1 protein-coding gene is annotated in these 837 nt (G+C 79.6%); it reads right to left on the reverse strand.

All coding sequences use genetic code 11. From position 1 onward, the window contains the following. A partial coding sequence (locus IH44_RS49275) for an FUSC family protein (RefSeq protein WP_030464768.1) occupies positions 1-837 on the reverse strand: 837 nt, incomplete at both ends.

The following is an 837-nucleotide window of genomic DNA, read 5'->3' on the forward strand; positions in this document are numbered from 1 at the left end:
GCTGCGGCGAGGTCGCGGGTGAGGGTGCGGACGGCGGGGGTGGCCGGGGCGGGGGCTCCGTGGTCGCGTTCGACGGCGTACGCGGTGGCGGCGTCGGCGAGGCGTTCGGCGTGGACGGTCAGGCGCAGCCAGTCCGGGCCGGCGGGGGTGCCGGGGCTGAGTTCGGCGGCGGCGGTCTCGGCGGCGGCGCGGGCCTGGGCGAGCGTGCGGTAGGCAGTGCGGCGCAGTTCGGCGCGGCGGGTGTCTGCGGGGTGCGGTTCCTGGCGGCCGGTCAGCAGGACGTGGTCGAGGTAGCGCTGGGTGTGCCGCAGGGCGTGCGCGGCCCGCTGGCCGACCCGGGCCCGAGTGTCGGCCAGCCCGGGGAGGTGGCCGACCAGCAGGACCAGGGCGCAGGCGAGGGTGGTGTCGAGCAGCCGGGCGGGGGCGGCGGCGCGGTCGCCGCCGGTGGTGACGAAGGCCAGCACGGTGACGGTGATGACGGCGGTCTGCGCGGCGAAGTGCCGCTGGGCCACGGGTATGAGCGCCCCGGTGACGGCCACCGCGACGACCGGCCACCACGGCCCGGACAGCACCGGCCCGAGCCCGGCCACCAGCAGGACCCCGGCGACCGTCCCGGCGAAACGGTTGACCACCCGGGAGAACAGCGGCCCCAGGTCCGGCTTGACCAGGAACGCGGCCGTCACCGGCAGCCAGTACCAGTGCCCGGCCCGCAGCCCGAGCGCCAGCGCGGCACTCCCCGCCACGCACACCCCGACCCGCACCCCGTACGCCCGCCCGGCCCGCCCCCACGGCCGCACCCCGGGCACCGCCCCGCGCCGCACCCCGCGCCGCGCCCCC

The sequence above is a fragment of the Kitasatospora sp. NRRL B-11411 genome, assembly GCF_000721345.1.
Taxonomy (GTDB): Bacteria; Actinomycetota; Actinomycetes; order Streptomycetales; family Streptomycetaceae; genus Kitasatospora; species Kitasatospora cineracea.